The 15747-nt window shown below is 68.0% G+C and carries 16 protein-coding genes; 5 read left to right on the plus strand and 11 right to left on the minus strand.

Annotated features, from left to right (window positions below):
• The first annotated feature begins 125 nt into the window (after positions 1-125).
• Positions 126-572: a DUF983 domain-containing protein gene (locus tag Y590_RS20415; protein WP_060771454.1), complete on the plus strand. Its 447-nt coding sequence runs from the start codon at positions 126-128 to the stop codon at positions 570-572.
• A 71-nt stretch (positions 573-643) separates the two neighbouring features.
• Here the strand turns inward: Y590_RS20415 and Y590_RS20420 are convergent, their stop codons facing one another.
• Positions 644-2383 carry an L-lactate permease gene (locus tag Y590_RS20420; protein WP_060771455.1) on the minus strand — a complete coding sequence of 580 codons (1740 nt, stop codon included), beginning with the start codon at positions 2381-2383 and terminating at the stop codon, positions 644-646.
• A gap of 375 nt (positions 2384-2758) precedes the next feature.
• On the opposite strand from Y590_RS20420, the gene Y590_RS20425 reads away from it, so the two are divergent.
• Positions 2759-3682, plus strand: coding sequence for a manganese catalase family protein (locus Y590_RS20425; RefSeq protein ID WP_060771456.1), 924 nt, complete (start codon positions 2759-2761; stop codon positions 3680-3682).
• A gap of 64 nt (positions 3683-3746) precedes the next feature.
• Here Y590_RS20425 and Y590_RS20430 read toward each other — a convergent pair whose 3' ends face one another.
• The 5 genes from Y590_RS20430 to yajC all read right to left on the minus strand — a co-directional run bounded on the left by Y590_RS20430 (position 3747) and on the right by yajC (position 8340).
• Entirely contained in the window at positions 3747-4643 is an 897-nt protein-coding gene (locus tag Y590_RS20430) for a phytoene/squalene synthase family protein (RefSeq protein ID WP_060771457.1), read from the minus strand.
• Positions 4644-4777: 134 nt separating this feature from the next.
• On the minus strand, positions 4778-5173 hold the full coding sequence (locus Y590_RS20435; protein WP_060771458.1) for an Mth938-like domain-containing protein: 396 nt from the start codon (positions 5171-5173) through the stop codon (positions 4778-4780).
• A gap of 124 nt (positions 5174-5297) precedes the next feature.
• A complete protein-coding gene (gene secF, locus Y590_RS20440; protein ID WP_060771459.1) occupies positions 5298-6242 on the minus strand; it encodes a protein translocase subunit SecF in 945 nt (314 codons plus the stop codon).
• A 99-nt stretch (positions 6243-6341) separates the two neighbouring features.
• Positions 6342-7940 carry a protein translocase subunit SecD gene (secD, locus tag Y590_RS20445; protein ID WP_060771460.1) on the minus strand — a complete coding sequence of 533 codons (1599 nt, stop codon included), beginning with the start codon at positions 7938-7940 and terminating at the stop codon, positions 6342-6344.
• A 67-nt stretch (positions 7941-8007) separates the two neighbouring features.
• A complete protein-coding gene (gene yajC / locus Y590_RS20450; protein WP_060771461.1) occupies positions 8008-8340 on the minus strand; it encodes a preprotein translocase subunit YajC in 333 nt (110 codons plus the stop codon).
• Between the two features lie 513 nt (positions 8341-8853).
• Here yajC and Y590_RS20455 point away from each other — a divergent pair.
• A complete protein-coding gene (locus tag Y590_RS20455; RefSeq protein ID WP_056499610.1) occupies positions 8854-9744 on the plus strand; it encodes an ATP-binding protein in 891 nt (296 codons plus the stop codon).
• Positions 9745-9879: 135 nt separating this feature from the next.
• On the opposite strand, the gene Y590_RS20460 is transcribed toward Y590_RS20455, so the two are convergent.
• From Y590_RS20460 to serS, 4 genes are all read right to left on the minus strand, one after another.
• Positions 9880-11223: a murein hydrolase activator EnvC family protein gene (locus tag Y590_RS20460; protein WP_060771462.1), complete on the minus strand. Its 1344-nt coding sequence runs from the start codon at positions 11221-11223 to the stop codon at positions 9880-9882.
• Between the two features lie 203 nt (positions 11224-11426).
• Positions 11427-12113, minus strand: coding sequence for a protein-L-isoaspartate O-methyltransferase family protein (locus Y590_RS20465; RefSeq protein WP_060771463.1), 687 nt, complete (start codon positions 12111-12113; stop codon positions 11427-11429).
• A 24-nt stretch (positions 12114-12137) separates the two neighbouring features.
• Positions 12138-12902 carry a 5'/3'-nucleotidase SurE gene (gene surE, locus Y590_RS20470; protein WP_060771464.1) on the minus strand — a complete coding sequence of 255 codons (765 nt, stop codon included), beginning with the start codon at positions 12900-12902 and terminating at the stop codon, positions 12138-12140.
• Positions 12902-14332, minus strand: a complete 1431-nt coding sequence (serS, locus tag Y590_RS20475; RefSeq protein WP_060771465.1) for a serine--tRNA ligase — start codon at positions 14330-14332, stop codon at positions 12902-12904. The genes surE and serS overlap by 1 nt, the downstream gene beginning before the upstream one ends.
• Positions 14333-14810: 478 nt before the next feature.
• On the opposite strand from serS, the gene pqqA (Y590_RS20480) reads away from it, so the two are divergent.
• Entirely contained in the window at positions 14811-14900 is a 90-nt protein-coding gene (gene pqqA / locus Y590_RS20480) for a pyrroloquinoline quinone precursor peptide PqqA (protein WP_015824334.1), read from the plus strand.
• A 63-nt stretch (positions 14901-14963) separates the two neighbouring features.
• Positions 14964-15053: a pyrroloquinoline quinone precursor peptide PqqA gene (pqqA, locus tag Y590_RS20485; RefSeq protein WP_015857429.1), complete on the plus strand. Its 90-nt coding sequence runs from the start codon at positions 14964-14966 to the stop codon at positions 15051-15053.
• A 156-nt stretch (positions 15054-15209) separates the two neighbouring features.
• On the opposite strand, the gene ldtR is transcribed toward pqqA (Y590_RS20485), so the two are convergent.
• Complete coding sequence (gene ldtR, locus Y590_RS20490) at positions 15210-15728, minus strand: transcriptional regulator LdtR (protein WP_060771466.1); 519 nt, start codon at positions 15726-15728, stop codon at positions 15210-15212.
• Positions 15729-15747: the final 19 nt, after the last annotated feature.

Below are 15747 nucleotides of genomic sequence, written 5' to 3' on the forward strand. Positions count from 1 at the left end.
CGCCATTTAATCCCGAGCGCTCGAAAAAACTCGGCTCGAAAAATCCGTCCGGTCCCGCATGGGTGGCCTGCGGGGCGTTGGCGAACCATCGCAGCGGGCATTGGTTGCCTCGCCAGGAGACCGTGATGACCGACACCCGTGACGCGATTTCGACCGAGACCCGGTACGAGCCCCAGGCGCCGCTCTCCGTGGCGGCGCGCAGCGCCTGCCCGCGCTGTGGCCGGGGCCATCTGTTCAAGGGTTTTCTGAGCATCGCCCCGCGCTGCGACGCCTGCGGCCTCGACTTCTCCTTCGCCGATCCCGCCGACGGCCCGGCCTTCTTCGTGATGATGACCACGGCGATCCCCGCGGTCGCCTTCGGCCTGTGGCTGGAGCTGACCTACGACCCGCCGGTCTGGCTCCACTTCGCCCTGACCCTGCCCGTGGTGCTGATCGCCTGCACCCTCCCCTTGCGCTTCTTCAAGGGCTGGCTGGTGGCGAGCCAGTATGTCCACCGCGCCGAGGAGGGGCGGCTCGCCCGGCCGGCGCAGCCGCTCGAGGCCGCAAAGCCGGACGCGCCCGGCCCGCGCTAATTCAGATCCACGAAAAAGCCCGCCCCGATCGCTCGGGGCGGGCTTCGCTTGCGTGCCGTCGAACCGGCCGGTCAGTGCGCGGCAGGCGCCGTCGCGGCCGGGTGGATCACCATCTCGGTGAACGGGTAGACGTAGGCCTGGAGCATCACGAGGCCGCCGACGAGGCAGGCCAGCACGATCGAGTGCCAGAACACGAAGCGCAGGATCTTGCTCTCCTGGCCGAAATAGCCCGTCGCCGTCGAAGCCACGACGATCGACTGGGCGTCGATCATCTTGCCCATCACGCCGCCCGACGAATTCGCCGAGGCCATCAGGATGCCCGACAGTCCGAGCTGCTCGGAAGTGATCCGCTGCAGACCGCCGAACAGCACGTTCGAGGCTGTGTCCGAACCCGTGAGCGCGACGCCGAGCCAGCCCAGCAGCGTGCCGAAGAACGGGTAGAGGATGCCCGTGCCGGCGAAGGCGAGGCCGAGCGTGGCGTCGACGCCGGCGTAGCGGGTGAGCACGCCGAGGGCGAGCATCGCGGCGATGGTGATGAGCGAGTAGCGCAGCACCCAGATCGTCTCGAAATACGCGGTGACGAGACGCACCGGCGAGAACCGCATGATGATGCCGGAGATGATCGCCGCGAACAGCACCCCGGTGCCCGTGTAGGACATGTAGGTGAAGTTGAAGATCGCGGCCTCGGCCTTCGGCGCGGCCTCCACGGGCGGCACCTTCATGATCATGTTGTGCAGGCCCGGCACCTCGTATTTCCACGAGAAGATCGGGTTGACGATGCCCTTGAACCAGCCGGTGCCCCAGATCGCCACGATGATCGAGAGGATGATCCACGGCACCCAGGCCATGAAGATCTCGCTCGACGAGGCGGTGCGGCCGCCGACATGCACCTTGGGAAGATCGCCGGGGACGCCCGCGCCGAGGGAGGCCGGACGCGGCTGACCGTAGCCGATCGACGGATCGTGGCCGCGCAGGGCCGGCGAGGACCAGATCTGCGCCGGACGCCACACCTTCAGGAAGGCGACGAGGGCGGCCATCGACACGAGCGAGGCGCCGATATCGACGATCCAGGGATTGATGTAGTTCGAGATCAGGAACTGCGCGGCCGCGAACGAGATGCCGCAGACGGCGATCGGCGGCCAGATCGCGATCATGCCGCGGAAGCCCGCGAACACCCAGATCAGCCAGAACGGCACGATCACCGAGAAGAACGGCAACTGACGGCCGATCATCGCGCCGAGGATGTAGGGGTCGTAGCCCGTCACCGAGGCCAGACCCTGGACCGGGGCGCCGAGCGCGCCGTAGGCGACGGGGGCGGTGTTGGCGATGAGCGAGAGGCCGGAGGCGGCCAGCGGCGAGAAGCCGAGCCCGATCAGGATGGCGCCGGTGACGGCCACCGGGGTGCCGAAGCCGCCCGCGCCCTCGAAGAAGGCGCCGAAGGCGAAGGCGACCAGCAGGAGCTGGATGCGCCGGTCCTCGGTGATGCCGGCCACCGATTGCTGGAGGACGGCGAACCAGCCCTTCTCCACCGTCAGCCGGTAGAGGAAGATGACGTTGAGGATGATCCAGCCGATCGGGAACATGCCCGTGACCATGCCGAGGATCGTCGCGCGAACCGCCAGATCCGTCGGCATGCCGAAGGCGACGACCGCCACGAGGAAGGCGACGCCCAGCGCGAGGACGGCCGCGATGTGCACCTTGATCTTGCCGCTCGCGATCATGCCGAGCAGGGCGATGACCGGCAGCGATGCCATGAAAGTCGAGAGCCATTGGCTCCCGAACGGATCGTAGACCTGATTCCAGGGTGTCACGGGCTTTGCCCTCCTCCCAAGCCCCGATCTTCCGCCGGGGCTTTCCGGCACAGGGTGCTAGCAGAGCCGTTAGGCCCGCTCAACGCAAGGCATCATGTATTCAATCCCATGATCGACAGATGTTTTCTTGGTGACGCTTTTGCGCACCGCGGCGGCGCGGTGCATTGCAGATCCAGGCGCCGGAACGGCCGGGCGTTAAGCCTGCAACCGGTGCGTGGCGCCGGGAACAGAGGCCTTCGTCGGGCGGTTCCAACCGCACACCCCAGTGCCCGACCGAACCTCCGACCGTCGGGCCGCTCCAGGCTGTGACGATGCATGGAGGTGTCTGCGGCGCACGTTCCGGTGGTGACCGGCAGCAGCAAGAGGCCTTCTCAAATGTTCATGCGCGTCGACAAGCTACAAGCCGAGCTTCCCGCACCCAAACGCAAGGATCCCAATGCGGCTGCCGCGCTGCAGGAGTTGCTGGGCGGCAAATACGGTGAGATGTCCACGCTCGGGAACTACATGTTCCAGAGCTTCAATTTCCGCAGCAAGGACAAGCTCAAGCCGTTCTACAGCCTCGTCTCGAGCATTACGGCGGAAGAACTCGGCCACGTCGAACTCGTGAGCAACGGCGTGGCCATGCTCAATAACGGGCCCGACAACGACGGCGACGAGACGGACGGGGGCGACATTTCGGGTGCGCCGTTCGAGGACATGAAGGACATCCGGCTTGCCGCGGCCTTCCTGTCGAACGGGGGCGGTTCGGCGCCGATCAACAGCAACGGCGCCTCGTGGAACAACGACTTCATCACCTCGACGGGCAATGTCGTCGTCGATCTCCTGCACAACTTCCACCTCGAATGCGGCGCACGGTTGCACAAGCTGCGGGTCTACGAGACCCTGTCCGACCCGACCGGACGCGAAGTATGCGGCTACCTGCTGGTGCGCGGCTCGGTCCACGCCCACGCCTACGCGCTGGCGCTGAAGCAGATCACCGGCGTCGATCTCGACAAGTTTTTGCCGACCCCGAACATCAATCTCGACAAGATTCCCGAGTGCCAGAAGTATCTGCAGGAGGGCTCGCACCGCCGGCTCTACACCTGGAGCCCGAACGATTATCGTGAGATCGCCGGGATCTGGAATAGCAGCGAGCACGCCCTGCCGGGCGACCCGCCGGGCGAACTCGAGATCGTGGAGGGCATGCCCGACGGCGGTAAGATCCACCAGCTCACCGGCATCCCCTCGGCCTTCGCGCCCGATTATGCGCCGGAGGAGATGTTCGAGATCGCGCAGAAGCTGACGAAGAAGGCGCGCTGACGCCCCGCTTCATCGACCTCCTCCCCTTGGCGGGGAGGAGCCCCTGTCTGCGTGTGAAACGTCTCTATCGTCCCGTGCGTGCCGCCCGCCACAGCCGCCACAGGCGGCGCCAACGGGGGATCTCGATCACGCTGTTGAGCGGATCGTAGCCGGCCCGCTCCATCGCCGCGAGATAGGGCTCGACCAGCGCGGTCGGCAGAAAGGCGGGACGGGCCGCCGGAGCGATGGTGCTGCGGGCCGCCTCGTAGGCGGCGAGATGGCGCCGCGCCAGCGCCCGCAATTCGACGCAGGTGCGCACGAGGCCCGGTCCACCCCGGCCCGAGACGATGTCCTCGCGCGTGACCCCGTTCTGGCGCAGCAGGTCACCGGGCAGGTAGACCTGTCCCTGACGCGCGTGCCACGGCAGCGCCCGCAACAGGCCGGTGATCCCGTAGGCGACGCCCGCATGGCCGGCGGCCGCCGCGCCACCCGGCTCGGCCCCATCGGCAAGCACCAGCCCGGAAAGGCGGATCAGCGCCGAGGCGGTCTCGCCGCAATAGCCCTCCAGATCGTTCACCCGCGGCATCGGGTCGTCGTAGAGGTCGAAGACGCGGGCATCGATCAGGTCCACGAAGGGCTGGCGCCCGAGGCGGCGCGTGACGATCGCATCTTCCAGGGCCGCGGCGACGGGATTGGCCCGGACGTCGCCCCGTGCTTCCCCCTGGAGCGCGTCGCGCCACCATTGCAGGCGGATCTCCCCCGCCATCGGATTCGAGGCCGCCTCCCGGACGCGGGCGATGGTCAGGCTGAAGGCGGAGAGCGCGAAGAGGTGCGGCCGGAAGGCGGCGGGCGCGAACAGGGCTGCGAAGTAGCGGTCCGGGTCGCTTTCGCGCACCAGTTCCTCGCAGTGCCGGAAGGCGAAGGCGAGCCCGCCGTTGCCGGCCTCCGGGCTCGTCTCGGTTCGGGTCTCGGGGCGCGTCATGGAGCGGGGCTCATGCGGCGTTCGGAACTCAAAGCGCTTTCCGACGAAGTGGATGCCGGTTCATCGAAAGAAAGTGCGACCAAACAAGGACCTAGAGTCAGGCCCGGCTTGATGCGATCAGGCCGGGCACGACTCTAGACGGCGATCAGCGCGGCCGCGACCTTGCGGTTCTCGGCCATCAGGATGTTGTAGGTCCGTGCCGCCGCCCCCGTCTGCATCGTGTCGAGGCCGATGCCTGCGGCCTTGAGGCGCTGGCGCAAGGTCTCGGGCAGGAACACGATGTCGGCGCCGGTGCCAATCAAGAGAAGTTCGATCCCCTCGGCCTCGGCGAGCACCGGGCCGAGGCTCGTCCCGTCGATGCCGGTGGGCTCGTTCACCTCCCAGGCGCGCACGCCGGAGGGCAGCAGCAGGATCGAGCCCCGGTGGGACATCTGCCCGAAGCGGAAGCCGCCATTGCCATAGGCGTCGATGCCGTGGCGGCCGGGCAGGAAGCCGTCGTGGATCTGCCCGGGGATTCGTCCCTCGCTCACGCCGTGCCTCCGCTCGCCCGCATTCCGTACCGGAGCATGTCGGAAGCGCGGGCGCCCCTCTCAACCGCCGGGGCGGAGAAAGACGTCCCGGATCGGTCTCGTGCCTCCCGTCGCACGCCGCGCCCTACTCGGCCGCCTGCGGCAGGCCCGACTCGCGCTGCGACGCCTTCGCGCCGGACAGGCGCAGTCCGATGTAGATCAGCGACGGGGTCGAGACGAAGATCGCGGAGTAGGTGCAGATCACCACGCCGCAGAGCATGACGACGGCAAAGCCCTTGATCGCCTCGCCGCCGAACAGCACCAGCGCCACCAGCGACAGGGTGGTCGACAGCGAGGTCATCACCGTGCGCGACATGGTGGAGTTGATCGAGAGGTTGAGGAGTTCCACCACGGGAATCGTCTTGTAGCGGCGCATCAGCTCGCGGGTCCGGTCGAACACCACCACCGTCTCGTTGAGCGAGTAGCCGACGATGGTGAGGATCGCCGCGATCGAGGTCATGTTAAACTCGATGCGGGTGATGATGAACACGCCGACCGTCAGCACGATGTCGTGCAGGGTGCCGACGATGGCGCCGAGCGCCAGCTCCCGCTCGAAGCGGAACCACAGGTAGAGCAGCACCGCCAGCACCGAGAGCACGACGCCGATCGTGCCGGACTGCACGAGTTCGCCCGAGACGCGCGGCCCCACGGTCTCCGTGCGGCGGAAATCGTAGCCCGCGTCGAAGGCGGCGTGCGCCTTCTGCATCACCGCGGTCTGGCCCTGCTCGCCGGCCTGGAGCGGGAAGCGCACCAGCACCTGACCCTCGCCGCCGAGTTCCTGCACTTCGGTCTCGCCGAAGCCGAAGCCGTTGGCGGTGTGGCGGATCTCGGCGACGTCCGCGGTCTGCCCGGCCTTGGCCTGAAGCTCGACCAGGGTACCGCCCTTGAAGTCGATGCCGTAATTGAGCCCGACGGTGATGAACAGCACCAGGGTCACGACCGACATCACCGCCGAGAGCGGGAAGGTGACGCGCCGGAACCGCATGAAGTCGAAATGCGATTCGTCGGGCCAGAGGCGAAGCAGGCGCATGGTCGGTCTCGAAGCGAAGGGGGCGCTCCGCGCGCATCCCCTGAGATTTCAGCTTTCGCGCGGCGCGTGGGCCGCGCCGGGAACGAGGCGGCGGCGCCCCTAGAACGGCAGGGCCTTGGGCCGGAACCAATTGTACCACAGCGCGATCATCATGCGCGTCAGCGTCACGGCGGTGATGACGGTGGTGAGGATGCCGAGGATGAACACCACGGCGAAGCCCTTCACCGGGCCGGAGCCCATGAAGAACAGGAGCAGCGCGGCGATCGCCATGGTCGAGTTCGAATCGATGATGGTGGCGAATGCCCGGTCGAAGCCGGCCTGAAGCGCCGAGACCAGGGAGCGGCCGCCGCGGGCTTCCTCGCGCATGCGCTCGTAGATCAGCACGTTCGAATCGACCGCGGTGCCGATGGTGAGCACGATGCCGGCGATGCCGGGCAGGGTCATCGTCGCCTCCAGCACCGACATCAGGCCGAGGATCAGGCCGACATGCACGATCAGGGCGATGTTGGCGATGAAGCCGAAGGTGCCGTAGGTCGCGAACATGAAGGCGATGACGAGGCCGCCCGCGACCAGGGTCGCCATCTTGCCGGCCTCGATCGAGTCGCGGCCGAGGCCGGGACCGACGACGCGGCGCTCGACCACGGTGAGCTTGGCCGGCAACGCGCCCGCTCGCAGCAGCACCGAGAGGTCGTTGGCGTCCTTGACGGTGAAGTTGCCGGTGATCTGCCCGGTGCCGCCGGTGATCGCCGAGCGAATCACCGGGGCCGACTGGATTACGTTGTCGAGCACGATCGCCATGCGGCGGCCGACATTCTCCGAGGTCGCCTGACCGAAGCGCTGGGCGCCACGCAGGTTGAACTTGAAGCTCACCATCGGCTCGTGGGTCGTCGGGTCGAAGGCGGGCTGGGCGTCGGTGAGATCGCTGCCATCGGCCATGACGCGGCGCTCGACCGGCACCTTGGCGCCGCCCTCGTCCTTCGAGGCGAGCATGTCGACGTCGCCGGAGGGCGAATCGGCCAGCATGCGGAATTCGAGCTTGGCGGTCTTGCCGAGCTGGTCTTCAAGCTCCTGCGGGTTCTGCAGGCCCGGCACCTGGACGAGGATGCGGCTGGCGCCCTGCTGCTGGATCGACGGCTCCTTGGTGCCGCCGAAATCGATGCGCTTGCGCACGACCTCGATCGCCTGGCTGACCGCACGGCGGGTGCGGTCGTTGATGCCGGCCTCGGTGAGGACGAGCTGGATCGTGCCGTTCTCGGCCTCGTTGACCGTGAGGGTCTGGCCGCCGGCGGCGAGCGGGTTGTTGATGGGGGCTGCGAGTTCGCGCAGCTTCGGCATCACCTTCGCGCGGGCCGCCGCATCGGGGATGCGCAGCTCGACGCCGCGGTTGATGACGCGGATGCCGCCTTCCGGCGAGACCGCGGCCTCGCGCAGGATGCGGCGCACGTCGTCGCGCAGGCCGGTGACCATCGAGCGGACGAGGTCGGGCTGGTCGATCTCTAAGAGGATCTGCGAACCGCCCTGGAGGTCGAGACCGAGCACGATCGCCCGGGTCGGCACCATCCATTGGATCGATTTCGGCAGCGCGTTGACGAAGGCCTCGCGCTGCTCCTTCGAGAAGAAGCTCGGCACTGCGAGGCTCAGACCGATCAGGATGATGGCCAGGGTCGCGAAAATCTTGGTTCTCGAGAAGCGCAACATCCGCCCGGTTCCGACTGGGTTTACCGAAAGGTGCCGGGCCTGTGCGCCGGCACCCTCATGTGACCTCTCAGGAGGCCTTGACCGGGGCGCCCTTGACGCGAACCTCGGAGATCATCGAGCGGACCACCTTCACGCGCACGTTCGGGGCGATCTCGACCTCGATCTCGGTGGCGTCGTCCGCGACCTTCGTGACGCGGCCGACGAGGCCGCCGGTGGTCACGATGGTGTCCTCCCGGCGTACGTTCTTCACCATGTTCTGGTGATCCTTGAGCCGGCGCTGCTGCGGGCGCAGGATCAGGAAATACATGATCACGAAGATCAGGACGAAGGGCACGAACTGCAACGCGACATCCGCGCCGCTTCCGGCACCGGCTCCTTGCGCGAAGGCGGGGGTGATCAACGCGAGAAACTCCTGATCGAGGGCAGACGGCCCGTGAGGCCCGGCGGGCCCGGTGCCTTGCGACGACGGGCTTGTCAAAATCGGCTTGCCGAAAGCGACTTGCCAAAATGAGGCTTGCCAGGACCGGCGGGCCGGATCTGACCTGCCGGAAAGCGCGCGGACTATAGCGACGGGCGATTCGAAAGCAACGGCGGGCGATGCATCCGCAGGGCAATCGCTTCGAAGCCGTTCGGGCGGCTTCGCGGCGCGAAGAGCGCCGCGCGGAGCGGGCTTTTCGGGGCGTGAGCCCCGGACAGCATCGAGCGGAGCGACAGCCTGAGGCCGCGGAGGCGGCCGCCGGCGCTTGAGGCCGTCGTAAAACCAGGGCGAAGCCGAGGCCGTAGTAAAACCAGGGCGAAGCCCTGGGATGCATCCGGGCCGGCGGCGCCGCGGTTCCCCTTTCTTTCGACCTTCGCCTAAAAGGCGCCACCTCAGCGAGGGCGGCCGCCCTCCCCCGCAACCGGACCCGAGATCATGGCTTCAGAGCCGACGCCTGCCGACCCCATTCCGAATCTCCTGCCGCTTCTGGAGCGGATCGCCGCAGCCCTGGAGCGCGCCGCGCCGCCCACCGTCCCGAAGGTGGATACGAGCGCCGCCGACGCCTTCCTGTGGGGGCCCGAGCGGCGGCTGATCCCGGTGCCGCGGGTCAACCGCGTCGAGATCGGCCTCCTCACCGGCATCGACCGCGCCCGCGACACCCTGGTGGAGAACACCGAGCGCTTCGCCCGCGGCTTGCCGGCCAACAACGCCCTGCTCTGGGGCGCGCGCGGCATGGGCAAGTCCTCGCTGGTCAAGGCGGCCCATGCCGAGATCAACGCCCGCCGGCCGGAGGGCGCGCGGCCGATGAAGCTCGTGGAGATCCACCGCGAGGACATCGAGGCATTGCCCGAGCTGATGAGCCTGCTCCGGAACGACCCGCACCCCTGGCTGGTGTTCTGCGACGATCTCTCGTTCGATGCCGACGACACCTCCTACAAGTCGCTCAAGACCGCGCTCGATGGCGGTATCGAGGGCCGGCCGGGCAACGTGCTGTTCTACGCCACCTCGAACCGGCGCCACCTGCTGGCCCGCGAGATGGTCGAGAACGAGCGCTCCACCGCGATCAATCCCGGTGAGGCGGTGGAGGAGAAGGTTTCGCTCTCCGACCGTTTCGGCCTCTGGCTCGGCTTCCACAAATGCAGCCAGGACGAATATCTGGCGATGATCCGCGCCTATGTGGAGCGCTACGCACTCGACGTGGAGCCGGACCGGGTGCGGGCCGAGGCGCTCGAATGGGCCACCACCCGCGGCTCGCGCTCCGGGCGCACCGCGTTCCAATTCATCCAGGATCTGGCCGGACGGTTGGGTCAGCGGCTCGACGGATAGTTCGTCCGGCCGCACGACCCGGATTGCCGTGCCTCCCCCCTTGCGGGGAGGGGGGGCACAGCTGAAAGGGAAGGGATGAACGACAAAGGGCGGCTCCGCGAGGAACCGCCCTTTGTCTGCGGGGATCGGGAACGATCAGCCGCCGAGATGGGGCATCGGATCGACCGGGGTCGCGCCCTTGCGCAACTCGAAGTGGAGCTGGGGCGAGGTGACGTTGCCGGTGGCGCCCGACTTGGCGATGGTCTGGCCGCGCTTCACCTTCTCGCCGGGGCGCACGTCCAGCTCGCCGTTATGGGCGTAGGCCGAGACGTAGCCGTTGTTGTGCCGCACCAGCACCAGCTTGCCGTAGCCCTTCACGTCGGAGCCGGCATAGGCCACGGTGCCGTCCTCGGCGGCCTTGACCGGCGTACCCTCGGGCACGGCGATGTTGATGCCCTCGTTGCCGGACGAGCCGTAGGCATTGATGATGCGGCCCTTGGCGGGCCAGCGGAACGACTCGGCCGGGGCCTGCGGGGCGGCGGCCGGGATCGGGGCGGCGGCGTCGGCGCTGGCGACCTTCACGGGGGCAGCCGGTGCCGCGTCCTTCGCGGACGCCTTGGCGGCCTCCTTGCTCTCCTTGGCGGCGGCCTTCGCAGCCGTTTCCGCGGCGCGGGCCTCGGCGAGCTTCTTGGCGGCGTCCGCCTTGGCCTGCCGGGCGTCGGCTTCGGCCTTGCGGGCGGCTTCCGCCTTCGCAGCCTCCTTGGCCGCATCCTTCGGATCGACCTTCGTTTCGGCCTTGGCGACCTTCTCGACGCCCTTCTGGCCCGGACGCGGATGCTTGGCAGCCTCGGCCGCCTTCTTCGCCTCGGCCGCCTTGGACTCGGCGAGCTTCTTCGACTGCGCCGCCTTCTCCGCGGCCTTGGCTTCGGCCGCCTTGGCCTCGGCGACCTTGGCGGCGGCAACCTGCCGCTCGGCGTCGCGGCGGGCCTCGGCCGCCTTCGCGGCAGCGGCCTCGGCGGCGCGCTTCTCAGCCGCCTTATCGACGGGCTTGCCGAACTGGAGCTTGGGCTGCGGCGCCGGGGCGGAGGCGCGCGGCGTCATCGCACGGCCCGCATCGGGGTTCAGGCCGGCCACGTTGCCCGCCATGCCGCCGGAGATCGGCTCGGCCGTCGCGACGCGGGTCACGGTCCGGGGCGCGGCCGGGGCGGCGCTGATCGCGCCGGGGCGCGGCGACAGGGCCGGGCCGGGAGCGGGCAACGCCTGGGACTGGATGCGCGGCGTGCGGATCGCAGGCGCCGGCGCCATCTCGCCCTCGACGCCGTCGTTCGGCAGGCTGCCGGTGGCCGAGGGCTCACCCGTCAGCGAAGCGAACGGGTTGGTGAAGGGATCGCCGAGACGCGAGGCGTCCGACGAACAAGCAGCGGTGCCACCGCCGATCATACCGATGAGGGCGAAGCGCGACAGCGTCCTCAAGCCCAGTATTTTCCCCCGAACCCGCATCGACGCACCCGCTTAAACACTGACGCAACGTGATGAGCTATTCAAACGGGATTCAGGTTAAGCAACCGTTCCCGAGATCGTCGCGGGGATCGGATTCACGCGGGTTCCGTAAAGGTTGAGGGAGTCTGGCAACGGCGCCGATCGCGCGTCCGAGCGGGCGAGACTTCCTCTCGACGCGCACGCGCCGAACCGTTGTCGGGCCGCTACGGGCCCAGTGCACGCCCCGGCGTCAGGGGGCCGAGACGCAGGGCCGCTCCTTCCGTGCGGGCATAGGCGGCCGCGCTGTCGCGGGTCAGCGTCACGAGCCGGCTCCCCCGCCCGGTCCAATGCCCCGCCACCAGCCGGCCGCCGGATTTGAGCGCGGCGGGGAGGTGCGGCGGCAGCGCGGCAAGGCTGCCGTTGACGAGGATGCGGTCGTAGCTTCCGCCGCGCACGACTTCGGGCGCGAGCCCGTCATTGGTCTCGACGGTGGCGTCGGAAAGGTCGCGCCCGAGATGTGCCCGTGCCACGCGGGCGAGCCCCTCGTAGCGCTCCAGGCTGCGCACATGGGCCGCCCCGAGCCGCACCAGCAGGGCGGTGACGTAGCCCGTGCCGGTGCCGACCTCCAGCACGCGCTGGCCGGGGGCGAGATCGAGGGCGCCGAGCATCTGCGCGACGACGCTCGGCGCCGTCATGGTCTGGCCGCAGGCGAGCGGCAGGGCGATGTCGCGCCGCGCATGAGGCCGCAAAGCCGGCGGCGCGAAGCGCTCGCGCGGCACCTGTTCCATCGCCCGCAGCACGGCGGTGTCGCGCACGCCCCGCTCGCGCAGGGCCAGCACGAAGGCGGCGTTGCCGGTCGCCTCCGCCAGCCCCGCGGGCAGCCGATCCGGGTCTTCGACTTCAGGCGGCATGAGGGCCCGGCCGCCCGCCCCCGCTCACGCCCGGAACGCCGCGGCGAAGCGGGTCAGTTCCGGCTCGTCGGTGAGGTCGAGCCGCAGCGGCGTCACCGAGATGCGGTTCTCGGCGATCGCCTTGAGATCGGTGCCGTTGCCGGGCTCGAACCGCGCTTTGGCGAAGGCCAGCCAGAAATAGGGGTTGCCGCGCCCGTCGTGGCGGGCGTCGATCTGCAGGAGCGCCTGATTGCGCTGGCCCTGCGCCGAGACCGCCACGCCCTGCACGTCCTCCGGCTCGCAATCGGGGAAGTTGACGTTGACGAGGATGCCGGGCTCGATGCCGATCTCCAGGATCTTCTCGATCACCCGCGGCCCGTGCGCGGCGGCGCAGGCCCATTTCAGGTTGGCCCGCCCGCCCGCGCCGTAGGCTTGGCTCAGCGCGATCGATCGGATGCCGAGGATCGTGCCCTCCATCGCCCCGGCGATGGTGCCGGAATAGGTCACGTCCTCGGCCACGTTCTGGCCGCGGTTGACGCCCGAGAGCACGAGGTCGGGTTTGTGGTCCTTGAGGATGTGGGCCACCCCCATGATGATGCAGTCCGAGGGCGTGCCCTTCACCGCGAAGCGCTTCTCCGCGATCTGGCGCAGGCGCAGCGGATCGTTGAGCGAGAGCGAGTGCGAGACGCCCGATTGATCGGTCTCGGGTGCGACGATCCAGACGTCGTCGCTGAGTGCCCGGGCGATGCCTTCCAGCGTCTCCAGGCCCGGCGCGTGGATGCCGTCGTCGTTCGTGACCAGGATGCGCATCAGTGGTTCGGTCCCTCGATCCGGTTCAGGCCGCCCATGTAGGGCTGGAGCGCCGACGGGATCGTGACGCTGCCGTCGGGGTTCTGGTAGTTCTCCATCACGGCGATCAGCGCGCGGCCGACCGCGACGCCGGAGCCGTTCAGGGTGTGGACGAAGCCGACCCCCCTGCCCTCCTTGGCCCGGTAGCGCGCATTCATCCGCCGCGCCTGGAACTCGCCGCAGACCGAGCAGGACGAGATTTCCCGGTAGGTCTGCTGGCCGGGCACCCAGACCTCGATGTCGTAGGTTTTCTGGGAGGCAAAGCCCATGTCGCCGGTGCAGAGCGTCATGACCCGATAGGTCAGGTCGAGTTTTTTCAAGACCGCCTCGGCGCAGGCGAGCATCCGCTCGTGCTCCTCGGCCGATTTTTCGGGTGCGGTGATCGAGACCAGCTCGACCTTGTTGAACTGGTGCTGGCGCAGCATGCCGCGGGTGTCGCGCCCCGCCGCCCCGGCCTCCGCGCGGAAGCAGGGGGTGAGCGCGGTGAAGCGCAGGGGAAGCTCGTCCTCCGCCAGGATGCTTTCGCGCACGAGGTTGGTGAGCGGGACTTCCGCCGTGGGGACGAGCCAGCGGCGATTGTATTTTAGCACTATCTCCCGCACACCGCGCCGCTCGTTTTCTTCTATTGCTTTCGATAATTTGGTGCCACTGCTATCTATCGGATCGATCCCATAGAGATATTCGAATGCTTCCGCGACACCTTTCTCAATTTCTGGAATGTTGCCGGCAAAAAACTGATCGTCTTCAAACTTCGGCAGTTGTGCCGTACCGAACATTGCCTCGTCCCGCACCAAAATCGGCGGCGCAACTTCCAAGTAACCATGCTCGCCCGTGTGCAGGTCGAGCATGAACTGGCCGAGCGCCCGCTCCAGCCGGGCGAGTTGACCCTTGAGCACCACGAAGCGCGAGCCGGAGAGTTTCGCGGCCGCCTCGAAATCCATCAGGCCGGTGGCCTCGCCGAGCTCGAAATGCTGGCGGCCCTGCGCCAGGCGCTCGCGGGAGGACTCGAAGCGGCGGTACTCGACATTGCCGTGCTCGTCGGCGCCGAGGGGCACGTCCTCCTTCGGACGGTTCGGGATCGCGGCGAGGCGGTCGTCGAGGGCTTTTTGCGCCTCGCCCTGCGCGGCCTCAAGGCCCGGCGCCTCCTCCTTGAGGCGGGCGACCTCGGCCATCAGCGCGGTCGCGCGGGCCTCGTCCTTGGCCTTCTTGGCGGCGCCGATCTCCTTGGAGAGCGCGTTGCGCCGCTCCTGGGCCGCCTGCGCGGCCGAGACCGCACCCTTGCGCGCGTCGTCGAGGGCGATCAGCTCGGCGCTGAGGGGCGCCAAGCCGCGACGCTCCAGATCGCGGTCGAAGGCCGCCGGGTTCTCGCGGATGGCGCGGATGTCGTGCATTTCGGGGCTCTTGAGGTCTTGTGCGCGCGAGGGCCCCGCTTTGCCGCATCGCCCCCGGCATCACAAGTGCGGGTGCGTCGGCAGGGGGGCGGGCCGAGGCTGGCCCTTCGCGCGCCGGCCCCGGCCCGGAGCGTCGGACTTCCGATAAAAATGATCGGGAGAAACCGGCAAAAGCGCGTGTGAGCCGTCCGACCGGCTGCGCCTGTGCATCGCGGCGATCGGCCCGATGTTCCTGATAAACCAGCATTTTTCCGCACATCCGGCAGAAAGATGCGGCTCTCGATCGTCAGCTCGGGCGTTTTTGAGAGCAATCTATGAGAAATATAAGTGTAGGGCCCGCTTGAATTGCGCCCAACGGATTGTCTATATCAAGGGCGTCGAACACGAGGGACCCGGTGAACGAGCGGCCCACCTCAGTTCGAGGCAGGCCGGTTGAAAGACCGATCTTCGTATTCAAAATTTTATCAGGAGACACGCCATGAAGTGGTCTGCCCCCATCGTTGCCGAGATCTGCGTCGGCATGGAAGTCACCTCCTACGAGTCCGCCGAGATCGACACCTTCAACTAAGAAGGCGTCACCGGCCCCAGGCCGGTTCGGTTGTCATCAATGTCATCCATCAGGAGAAACGTCATGAAGTGGTCCGCTCCCGTCGTTGCCGAGATCTGTGTCGGCATGGAAGTCACCTCCTACGAGTCCGCTGAGATCGACACCTTCAACTAAGAAGGCGTCGCCGGACTCGATCCGGTGAGACCGGGGGCGCTGCCTGAGAGGGCGGCGCCCTTTTCGTTTGCTTCTGACGCGACGAAAAGCAGGAAGGCCGGAGGGTTCGCGACAGAACCCTCCGGCCTTCCTGCTTTCGATGTCCCGGCGCCTCGCTCAGAGACGGTAGCGGATCTGGTCGGTCCAGAAGCGCTCCAGGCGGGAGAGCGCTTGGTTGAGGCGGCCGAAATCGTCCTCGGAGATACCGCCGATCGGCTGGATCGTGCGGGCGTGCTTGTCGTAGAGGCCCTGGATCAGGTCGTGGATCTCGCGGCCCTTCGGCGTCAGGCTGATGCGCACCGAGCGCCGGTCGGTCTTGGAGCGGGCGTGGTGCAGGAAGCCGGCCTCGACGAGCTTCTTGACGTTGTAGGACACGTTCGAGCCGAGATAGTAGCCCTTCGAGCGCAGCTCGCTCGCGGTCAGTTCCTTGTCGCCGATGTTGTAGAGCAGCAGCGCCTGGACACTGTTGACGTCCTCGCGGCCGCGCCGGTCGAACTCGTCCTTGATGACGTCGAGGAGGCGGCGGTGCAGCCGCTCCACGAGGTGCAGCGCCTCGAGATAGGAGCCGGCGGCACTCTGAAGCTCCGGAGCGGCGTCGGTGGTCTTGAGGGCGGTGTTGGCGGCCTTCGTGCTCATCGTGGTGCCTTCCTGTCGG

Source organism: Methylobacterium sp. AMS5, from assembly GCF_001542815.1.
Classification (GTDB): domain Bacteria; phylum Pseudomonadota; class Alphaproteobacteria; order Rhizobiales; family Beijerinckiaceae; genus Methylobacterium.

Coding starts and splice junctions, on each gene's coding strand:
- Y590_RS20415 (WP_060771454.1), top strand. CDS start 126: ATGACCGACACCCGTGACGCGATTTCGACCGAGACCCGGTACGAGCCC.
- Y590_RS20425 (WP_060771456.1), top strand. CDS start 2,759: ATGTTCATGCGCGTCGACAAGCTACAAGCCGAGCTTCCCGCACCCAAA.
- Y590_RS20430 (WP_060771457.1), bottom strand. CDS start 4,643: ATGACGCGCCCCGAGACCCGAACCGAGACGAGCCCGGAGGCCGGCAAC.
- secF (WP_060771459.1), bottom strand. CDS start 6,242: ATGCGCCTGCTTCGCCTCTGGCCCGACGAATCGCATTTCGACTTCATG.
- secD (WP_060771460.1), bottom strand. CDS start 7,940: ATGTTGCGCTTCTCGAGAACCAAGATTTTCGCGACCCTGGCCATCATC.
- Y590_RS20455 (WP_056499610.1), top strand. CDS start 8,854: ATGGCTTCAGAGCCGACGCCTGCCGACCCCATTCCGAATCTCCTGCCG.
- Y590_RS20460 (WP_060771462.1), bottom strand. CDS start 11,223: ATGCGGGTTCGGGGGAAAATACTGGGCTTGAGGACGCTGTCGCGCTTC.
- Y590_RS20465 (WP_060771463.1), bottom strand. CDS start 12,113: ATGCCGCCTGAAGTCGAAGACCCGGATCGGCTGCCCGCGGGGCTGGCG.
- surE (WP_060771464.1), bottom strand. CDS start 12,902: ATGCGCATCCTGGTCACGAACGACGACGGCATCCACGCGCCGGGCCTG.
- serS (WP_060771465.1), bottom strand. CDS start 14,332: ATGCACGACATCCGCGCCATCCGCGAGAACCCGGCGGCCTTCGACCGC.
- pqqA (WP_015824334.1), top strand. CDS start 14,811: ATGAAGTGGTCTGCCCCCATCGTTGCCGAGATCTGCGTCGGCATGGAA.
- pqqA (WP_015857429.1), top strand. CDS start 14,964: ATGAAGTGGTCCGCTCCCGTCGTTGCCGAGATCTGTGTCGGCATGGAA.
- ldtR (WP_060771466.1), bottom strand. CDS start 15,728: ATGAGCACGAAGGCCGCCAACACCGCCCTCAAGACCACCGACGCCGCT.